The sequence below is a fragment of the Aureimonas sp. Leaf427 genome, from assembly GCF_001425485.1.
GTDB lineage: Bacteria > Pseudomonadota > Alphaproteobacteria > Rhizobiales > Rhizobiaceae > Plantimonas.
The window spans coordinates 38,689-46,646 of record NZ_LMQW01000015.1 but is presented as its reverse complement, the minus strand read 5'-3'; the positions used below and the strand labels follow the sequence as shown (position 1 = coordinate 46,646).

General features: G+C 64.3%; 11 protein-coding genes and 2 pseudogenes. 5 read left to right on the top strand and 8 right to left on the bottom strand.

Going from position 1 to position 7,958, the window contains the following annotated elements; genetic code table 11:
• The 6 genes from ASG62_RS27380 to ASG62_RS12160 form a co-directional block, all read right to left on the bottom strand.
• A partial coding sequence (locus ASG62_RS27380; RefSeq protein WP_210168393.1) for a hypothetical protein occupies positions 1-279 on the bottom strand: 279 nt, incomplete at its 3' end.
• 33 nt (positions 280-312) lie between these two features.
• Complete coding sequence (locus ASG62_RS12180) at positions 313-657, bottom strand: PRC-barrel domain-containing protein (RefSeq protein WP_056695776.1); 345 nt, start codon at positions 655-657, stop codon at positions 313-315.
• Between the two features lie 152 nt (positions 658-809).
• Positions 810-1,010, bottom strand: a complete 201-nt coding sequence (locus ASG62_RS26435) for a hypothetical protein (protein ID WP_156382097.1) — start codon at positions 1,008-1,010, stop codon at positions 810-812.
• A 110-nt stretch (positions 1,011-1,120) separates the two neighbouring features.
• Positions 1,121-1,426: a DUF433 domain-containing protein gene (locus tag ASG62_RS12170; RefSeq protein WP_056695783.1), complete on the bottom strand. Its 306-nt coding sequence runs from the start codon at positions 1,424-1,426 to the stop codon at positions 1,121-1,123.
• Between the two features lie 92 nt (positions 1,427-1,518).
• Positions 1,519-1,701, bottom strand: a complete 183-nt coding sequence (locus ASG62_RS12165; protein ID WP_056695787.1) for a hypothetical protein — start codon at positions 1,699-1,701, stop codon at positions 1,519-1,521.
• Positions 1,698-2,651 carry a hypothetical protein gene (locus ASG62_RS12160; RefSeq protein WP_056695790.1) on the bottom strand — a complete coding sequence of 318 codons (954 nt, stop codon included), beginning with the start codon at positions 2,649-2,651 and terminating at the stop codon, positions 1,698-1,700. Before ASG62_RS12160 ends, ASG62_RS12165 begins: the two co-directional genes overlap by 4 nt.
• Before the next feature lie 139 nt (positions 2,652-2,790).
• On the opposite strand from ASG62_RS12160, the gene ASG62_RS12155 reads away from it, so the two are divergent.
• The gene (locus tag ASG62_RS12155; RefSeq protein WP_056695793.1) at positions 2,791-3,090 is read left to right on the top strand and encodes a hypothetical protein; all 300 of its coding nucleotides are present in this window, start codon (positions 2,791-2,793) and stop codon (positions 3,088-3,090) included.
• 276 nt (positions 3,091-3,366) lie between these two features.
• Here ASG62_RS12155 and ASG62_RS12150 read toward each other — a convergent pair whose 3' ends face one another.
• Positions 3,367-4,311: a Na/Pi cotransporter family protein gene (locus tag ASG62_RS12150; RefSeq protein ID WP_162246024.1), complete on the bottom strand. Its 945-nt coding sequence runs from the start codon at positions 4,309-4,311 to the stop codon at positions 3,367-3,369.
• Positions 4,312-4,495: 184 nt separating this feature from the next.
• Here ASG62_RS12150 and ASG62_RS12145 point away from each other — a divergent pair, with 184 nt between their 5' ends.
• From ASG62_RS12145 to ASG62_RS12135, 3 genes are read left to right on the top strand one after another with little or no spacing between them, the layout of a single operon-like run.
• Positions 4,496-5,473, top strand: coding sequence for a CHAD domain-containing protein (locus tag ASG62_RS12145; protein WP_056695799.1), 978 nt, complete (start codon positions 4,496-4,498; stop codon positions 5,471-5,473).
• Positions 5,470-6,171, top strand: a complete 702-nt coding sequence (locus tag ASG62_RS12140) for a hypothetical protein (protein ID WP_056695801.1) — start codon at positions 5,470-5,472, stop codon at positions 6,169-6,171. Before ASG62_RS12145 ends, ASG62_RS12140 begins: the two co-directional genes overlap by 4 nt.
• Entirely contained in the window at positions 6,168-6,437 is a 270-nt protein-coding gene (locus tag ASG62_RS12135) for an NAD-dependent epimerase/dehydratase family protein (protein ID WP_056695804.1), read from the top strand. Before ASG62_RS12140 ends, ASG62_RS12135 begins: the two co-directional genes overlap by 4 nt.
• Positions 6,438-6,698: 261 nt before the next feature.
• Here the strand turns inward: ASG62_RS12135 and ASG62_RS28025 are convergent.
• A pseudogene (locus tag ASG62_RS28025) lies at positions 6,699-6,848 on the bottom strand (porin); the annotation flags it as partial.
• A gap of 940 nt (positions 6,849-7,788) precedes the next feature.
• Between ASG62_RS28025 and ASG62_RS26430 the strand changes: the two are divergent.
• Positions 7,789-7,911 (top strand): annotated as a pseudogene (locus ASG62_RS26430) (IS256 family transposase); the annotation flags it as partial.
• Between the last annotated feature and the right edge of the window lie 47 nt (positions 7,912-7,958).

Genomic DNA, 7,958 nt, shown 5'->3' with positions numbered 1-7,958 from the left:
AAACGTCCTGAGGGTCGCGTCCCGCCAGAAGCTGGTCCAAAAGCTCTTTGTCGATAGCCATGCGATGGTCCTTTCCTTTCCATCATCATGACCTCCCGCACAGAACTCCTGACAGTCCCGGACACGGTCCGCAAGCGGCGTCGACGCATCCGCATCGATGTCGACGGAACGCGCTCCGGCCCGGCCCAGGGCATCCATCAGGGACTGCCTCGTAACGCCGAGCTTCGACGCCGCTCCCGCCCCGGCGTTCAGGACGACATGGACGGACTTGCCCTTCATCTTCCGGGTCGCGGTGACGCTGCCGACATGCCGTCAGTTCGCCGCCGCGGGCTTGTCCGCGTTCTCCTCCGGCATCGAGACCGTCACCGACGTGCCGTCGAAGCTGGCGCCCTGCATCGGGACTTTCAGCTCCTCGCCGCCCTCGCTCTCGACGACGACGACCCCGCCGTCGCTATTTGCCGTGGCCATGCTGACGTCGCGAACCTTGCCGATCGCCTTGCCGTCGGCGCTGACGACGGGCTTGCCGACCCAGGCTCCGGTGTCGACCTTGCCGACGCCCGAGTCCTGCACCTCGTCGCCGGCGGTCGATTGCGCCTGGTCCGCAGCCCCGGAGAGGAGAAAGGCAGCGAGGAGGATGGGCATGCTGACCTTCGACATGGGGAACTCCGTCCGTCATTGAGGTGGGCATCGGCCCGGTTGGTCGCTTTTGGTAGCGTCGGCGCGACGGTCGCCGTTCCCCGGCATGGGGAATTTCATGGGATCGTCATCAAAACCGGACGCGAGAGCGGGGCCGCGCGCCGACTCGTCGGCTACGAGGTGGACAGTTGCCGCGGCAGGTCGTCGACCTCGACCGGGTCCTTGCCGTCCGCGCTGGTCGGCGCACTTGCCCGATCGGCCCCGTCGGCGGGCGGACCGTCCAGGAACCCCTCAGCGTCGAAAGCGCAGTCCAGATCGGCGACGCCAAGTTCCCGGAGCGTCATGGCGTCGGATGGCGGCCGCTTTGGGGACATCGAAGACTCCGTCCTTGCGCCCATGCGCTCGTCGAGATCTGCCGCGACCGGCCGCCTGGTTTCCATCCATCCCATTCGCCCCCGGCGGATGGTGGGTACGATCGGCCCCATCAGGCTGCGGCGCGGCGTGTCGATCGGGTTTCCGCCCCGCGGCGAGCGTCGCCGAATGCGAGGTCGCCCGTCGGCTCGCGGAGCGCGTGGGCATGCTCGCCCAGCGCTTGGCTCACCACCGCCTCGAGGTCCCGGCGATCGAGCGCGCCATGCTTTTCCCAGACGGCTTGCAGGGTCATTCCCCGCGCGAGCTCGGCGAAGACGTCGTCCAAGAGGACGAGGGTGCCCCGGAACGTCCAACGTCCGCCGCGCACCAGCCTGTTCGACGTGACGAGGTCCCCGAAGACCGGATGAGACGTGTGCATGGCATCGACCGTCGTGGTTCTGAGCCTCTCCGATAGCGGCCGCCGATGACGTGGCGATGTCAAAACGCGTCGCGGCGGATCCGACCAACCCTTCAAGGATTGATGGTGCGGCCCTTCCCTTCCTCGATCACTTTGCGTGCCTCGTCGTCGTCCTCGTCCGTCTCATCGTCAGGGACGTTGCCGTCACCTTCGTCGCCGAAGAAGCCGTCCTCGTCCGAGTGCCGGACGTCCTCGATGTCGGTCGTGATCGGGCTGATGCCTGGGACATTGCTCATGCGGGATCTCCGTTGGTCGTGACGGTTTCGGCGGTGATGTCGCCATCGACCATCGCCATCTCGAGCATGGCGCCGAGGCTCGCCGTCTCGCGGTTGGGCATCGGGTCGAAGACGATGTCCTCGGGCAGGCGCGTCAGGCGGACCGTATCGCCGTCCTGCTCGATGAAGGTGTCGAAGTGGGTGAAGTTGCTGGTGGTGAGGTCCAGAACGGGTTCGCGGTTGGCCTCCACCGCGGCGTCGAAGTCCTCGACCGATCCGGTCGCCACAAGGAAGTCCGAGAGGCGACGGAAAAGCTTCGGCAGGATGACCGCGTCATCGGTGATCGAGGCGAGCGACGTCACTGTCACGCCCGTCTGTGTCGCGTCCTTAGCGAAGACGCCCCTGCGCTCCGCGCGTGCCGCCCGCGTGGCGTCGGCCATGGCGGTCCGGAGATCGGCAAAGAGACCCCAGTAGAAGGTCGGGTAGACGAGTCCGGCCGAGAGGGCCACAAGGTTGTAGCTCGCCGCCAGCCCATCGGCGTCGAGGTAGACGTCGTCACCGTCCTCCTCGTCCGCATTTCCGGTAAAGGCGAACGCGATGACGCGGCCGTACTTGTCGACCGAACGGGTCAGGATGTGGCCGGGCACCCCATCGACCGCCGAAGCGATAGAGCGCCGCTCGGCCGTCCAGACGACGTCCCGGATCCCGACAAAGTCGAGAAGGAAGTCGGTGGCAGCCCGGGCGAGCGGCATCGGCTGGCTGAGCGCCCCGCCGCCCGACGGTGGTGAATAATGGCTTTCCAGCGCGTCGATGCCCTCCAAGCGCAACGGCACGTGACCCCGGACGTTGAACTGGGCGTCGTCGAGCAGGTCGCCGAAGGCCTCGCGGTCGTCGGGCTCGAAGCGGATCGTGTCGCCGTCCGGCGAGTAGGCGACGACCCGGTAGCGACCCTTCACGAGGCGGTACGGCATGGCGTGTCCTCCATAGGTTGTCCGCTAGCCTAAGCCCACACGATGACGTTCCCGCGACGATGCCGACAGGCGCACCCGTTGACTGTGACAGCGACCTCGCGGAAGGGCTCATGACATTTCGTTGACAAAGAATCTGCCCATGTCGAAGCTCGACGATCTCGCCGCGACCGTTCAAGAGCTTGCCACCCCTGGCACCAAGGCCAAGGAGATCATTGCGGCGGTGCGCGAACGTCATCCCGGCGTGTCCAAGAAGGACGTGGTTCAGGCCGCGTTTTACGCTCTGACGGGTGGCCTCGACGCCGATCCCGAGAAGGCAAAGCGCATACAGGACTTGGCGATCGCCGAACGCACCTCGGACGAGAAGGATGCCGGGGATACATCACGGGCGAAAAAGCCGAAGGCGAAGCGCAGGGTAAAATCTGAAGTGCTTCAAGCGTAGCCGAAACGCCGGGGGCGTCGGGCAGCAGGCTTCGGTACAACCGCAGCCGCTCGTCTTTGACGGTCGACTTCTACCGCCTCCGCCCTCTCGGCCATGACAAGGAAGGAACGCTCAGCCTCCAGGCATCGCTCGCGAACCTTCGGCAGCACCGTGGAAGCAGCTTCACGCCCTTGCTCCTCGGCTATGCGCCGAAAGCGCTCGCCTGCCGTGCCCAGCTTCGTGGTCCTCATCATGAGGCAGCTCCCTTTCGCGGGTGATGATGTTCACCCCTCAGCCTCACTCGGCGGGGACGGCTTCCATCCGCTCCGGCACCGCACGCTCGATCAGCCGCCCGACGATGCGCACGAAGCCAAGGAAGAGCAGCGCGCCGCCGACGTTGAACGCGACATGGGCATTGGCGATCTGCTGGGCGACGTCGTCGCTGGTCCAGGTCGCGAAGGCGACGATCTGCTCCACCAGCACCGCACCGATGAGGACGGTGATGATGTTGAAGAAGAGGTGGAACAGCCCGACCCGCAGCGCGTCGCGCGAGCGCCCGATCGTGGCGACGAGCGTGTCGGCGCAGGTGCCGATCTCGGCGCCCAGCATCATCGCGATGCCTGCCTCCAGCGGAATGATCCCTTGCCCCGCCAGCGTGATGATGATCCCGAGCATGGCGGACGAGGACTGGATGGCGACCGTGATGGCCGCGCCGGCGATGATGCCGTAGACGGGCGTCGCCATGGTCTTAAGCCAGTCCGTCACCGCCGGCTGGTCCTTTAAGGGCTCGGCTGCCTCGCCGATCGTGTGGAGGCCGAAGAGGACGAGGCCGATGCCGAAGATGGCGGAGCCCCAATCCTTGGCATGGTGCTTCTTCATCGTCATCCGGAGGAGGAACCCGGCGAGCATCAGGACGGGGGCGTACGCGTCGATGCCGACCGCGAAGACCTGGCTCGAGAACGTCGTGCCGATGTTGGCGCCGAGAACGACGGGCAGCGCCTGCACGAACGTTGCGAGGCCCGCGTCGACGAAGGTGATGAGGAGGATGATCGTCAGTGAGGAGGAGTCGAGGAGAACGGTCGCGACCGTCCCGGCGCCGAGACCGCGAAAGCGATCGCCCGTCGCCTGACCGATCAACCGCTTCATCCGCTCGCCCGCGACTGCCTTCAGCGCCTGGCTGAGCTCGTGCACGCCGTAGAGGAAGAGGACGAGGCCGCCGATCGCGCCCATCGCCAGTGACATCCAGTCCATCGACAACGCTCCCGACCACTTTCGCGGATAAGGCGCCGCCTGCGTGACACGGCGATGAACGCAACTGAAGGGCAACCGCGCGGGCTGTTTAAGCGTCTTCTGTCCATCACCTTTGATCAAGCAAGACTCTTGATGCTGGATCGGAAAACATTTCCGCAAAACAGAGATACTGCTCATGGCCTACAAACTGCATCCCGAGCGATCCCTCTCGAAGGAGATAGGACGCGTCGCGCTCGAGGAGCTCGGAGCAGCCGTCGAGGACCTCGACAATGCCTCGGGAGATCGCGGGGAAGCAATCCACGACGTGCGCAAGCGGTTGAAGAGGTTGCGCGGTCTCTTGCGCCTCATTCGGAGGAGCGATCCCGACCTCTACCGTTCAGAGAACGTCCGCTTCCGGGACACGGCCAAGAGCCTGTCGGCCGTCCGCGACCGGACGGCGCTGATCGAGTCCCTCGATGCCTTGAAGGAGCGTTTCGGCGAGGATGCCGCGGTGGGGCCGATGTCCAACCTCAGGGAAGCGCTGGACCGCAGGCGGCAGGCTGCCGTCGATGAACAGGGATCGCTGTCGAAGAAGGTGGCAGACGTCGTAGACACGTTGAAGAAGGCACAGAAGGAGTGGAAGGGATGGGGTTCGTCGCACGAAAAGGCTTCGGCGCGTGCCGCCCTGCTGGATGGCCTTAAGGAGAACTACCGTCGTGCCCGCGCGGGGCTGGAGGGTTTGAAGCGGCATGGCGACGCCGAGGCGTTCCACGAGCTACGCAAGCGGGTGAAGTACCACGCCATGCACTTGCGGCTCCTCTCGCCAGCTTGGCCGGAGGTGCTGGAGCCTGCACGCAAGGTGGCGGATGGCGTCGCTGACGACCTCGGCCGAGATCATGACTACGCCGTGATGCGCGCCGAGATCGCCGCGGACCCAGCCGCCCATGCATCCCATGAGGATCGAGAAGCCGTCACCGCGCTGATCGACACCTACCAGGACGAGCTTCGGCGATCCGCCTTGGAGGCCTGCGCGCGCCTGTTCGCCGAGAAGCCTGCCGCGTTCCGGCGACGGATGGAGAGCTATCTCGATGCCGCCGGGAGCCGGAAAGCGAAGCACACCTCACAAACGTGGCGGGCTGCCGACAAGCAAGCGCACCTGGAAGCACCGACGTGATCACGGTCAGCGCCGAGATCCGGTGGTTCGGGAGGGACCAGCCGCCAACGGGATTGGACGCATTCTTCGACGTCGACCAAGCGTTGGTCCGTATCGAGGAACCACGCGATGATGGTTACCTCACACCTGACCCGGCCTGGCATGAGGTCGGCATCAAGATTCGGGACGAGATGCTCGAGGCGAAGGGCCCGGTCGACATGGGCCGAAGCATTCACCTTCCGAGTATCGGTTCCGTCCTGGCGAGGGGTTGGTCGAAGTGGTCGATGAAGCCCGATCTCGGTGATCGCAAGAACCACTTCACGGCGGAGTTCCTTCGCAGCGGTCCAACTGCCTTCGTCAGAAAGGTGCGTCAGCTGCGCCGCTACGTGCCGAACTGGGAAGGCCAAGTCCCAAGTGGTGCGTCGCCAGTGTCGAATGCCGATCCGTCGTCGGCGCCGATACGGATCTGCTCTGTCGAACTCACGCACGTGACTCTGCGCCGTGATGCCGAGGAACCACAAGTGGGCTGGACGTTCGGCTTCGAGGCCATTGGCGACTATCTCGACGACGCCTATGCCATCTTGTCCACGACGGCCCTTGCAGTCGTCGAACAACAGGACAGAGACACCCTGGCCGTTCTCAGCAAGTCAGACTTCCGGTCCTATCCTGCTTGGCTGTCCGTAGGGCCGCTTTTGGCTGACGAGGAGCTCCGACCATGATCATCGTTCTCGGGTCCACTGGACATGTCGGATCGGCTGTCGTCGGCAGCCTCCTTGCAGCAGAAGAACAGATCCTCGTGGTCACCCGCGACGGGGGGAAAGCAGACCGTTGGAGGACCAGGGGAGCTGAGGCCGCGGTGGTTGTTGTGGGAGACGCCGACGCTCTGCGGGCGGTGTTCCGACGCGGTCGGCGCGCGATTCTGCTGAAGGGGAGCCATCGGAGCACGGACGACCCCGGGGCTTCGATCGATGATGTTGCGAGCTAACCCAGGAACCCGGCGCGCACTAGCGTCGGCGAACGCGCTGCCGTGTCGCCCCGCGAGGAACGCAGGCAATTGCGAACCCCACCGAGCCAAGCCTTGCCGGGCGGCCGTCGCGTTGGCCGCCCCGTCACACTTGCTTGGCCCCGATCGTGGTCAAGCCGCGTGCGATGCCGCAGCCTTCTCGGGGTTAAAGCCGTCGAAGCTCTTGAAGACATCCATGAAACCCGGAATGGTCGCTTCCCGTGCCCAATCCCGCTGGAGTTCATAGAAGTAGCCCTTACCATAAACATCGCAAACCCGGACGTATTCCGCCGGCTCGGGCTCTACCATGACAACGGACGTGTCGGCGGCGCGGGCGCTGGTGATGACAGCCAGCAAAGCTGTTGCCGAGAGGATAACGGATCTGAGAGACATGATGCACCCCCGTGATGAAGGGCACATGCTTTGCATCTGCCCCTGTTGGTCCACACGGACCTTCAGAAGTGCCTTTGTCGGAGGGAGCGGTCACAAACAACCGCACTCTGAATTATGACGAATTGTGACAGATGACCTGTTTCTGTCGAGAGACAGTCAGCGTGGCCTGAAGGCAGAGGACGGCAACAGGCGAGAGCCTCGGCGGGATGGGCAACGCCGAGGCTCTCTGAGACAGTCGCGGGAGAACGTCTGTCGCGAAATTGAAACATACGGCGCGTGATGCTTCAAGCCGTTGAACTGTAGATACTTTTAGCAGCTGTGTTCAAAATTGCGGCGGGACAAGAAGAGCTGCAACATTAGCCCCATGTCTCCTCCCGCCAAACGACCCGACGCACCATGAAGAGGCGATCGAGCCGGCGGATCACGACCCCAATGCGTTCTGCTCGCAGCGCATGTCGGACGCAGACGACGAGATAGTCGCGATGCTTCCACTTCTCGCAAGCCCTGCCCCTTGCGACATGCCGAGGGTCTATATGGCCTAAGATCGCCTTCAGATCCTGCGGCAGATAGTGGCGTTTAGTGCAGCAGTAGTGACATCCGACGGTATTGCCGGAGCCGTGGTCATGCGCTTCCGAGAGCGTAATCCCCAGTCTGTATTGGCTCTAGCCCATATCAACAGCGAGGCCGTTGTCAGGCCGGAAAGTCGACGAGCGGTTGCCCTGCCCTTTTGCCAGCGTGTTTCTCGCCTGTCTGATCGCTACCGGTGGCACGGCAAGTTGGCTCGCTAGGTCGAGCCGAGTACGTCCGGCTCGTGACCATGGCCGGATCGAGCAGATGGGCGGCGAGCCTTCGTTTCCGTTCACTTGGCCTCGTTGGACGACTTTTCAGTTATCGATCTCTTGGCGGCGCCCGACGCGTTCATAGACGGCCTTCATGACGACTGGCAAAGCCCTCCGGACACACCGACCTTCTTCGCGTAATGATAGGTTTTGCCGCCGAGCGAGTCATGGAACTGGCGGGCTGTGCTGCGACGGGCGCTGCCTACGGAGAGAAGAGCGTCGAGGGTTGACGCAGCACAAGCAACAGTGCCGAGGCCAGTAGAGGGCAGCG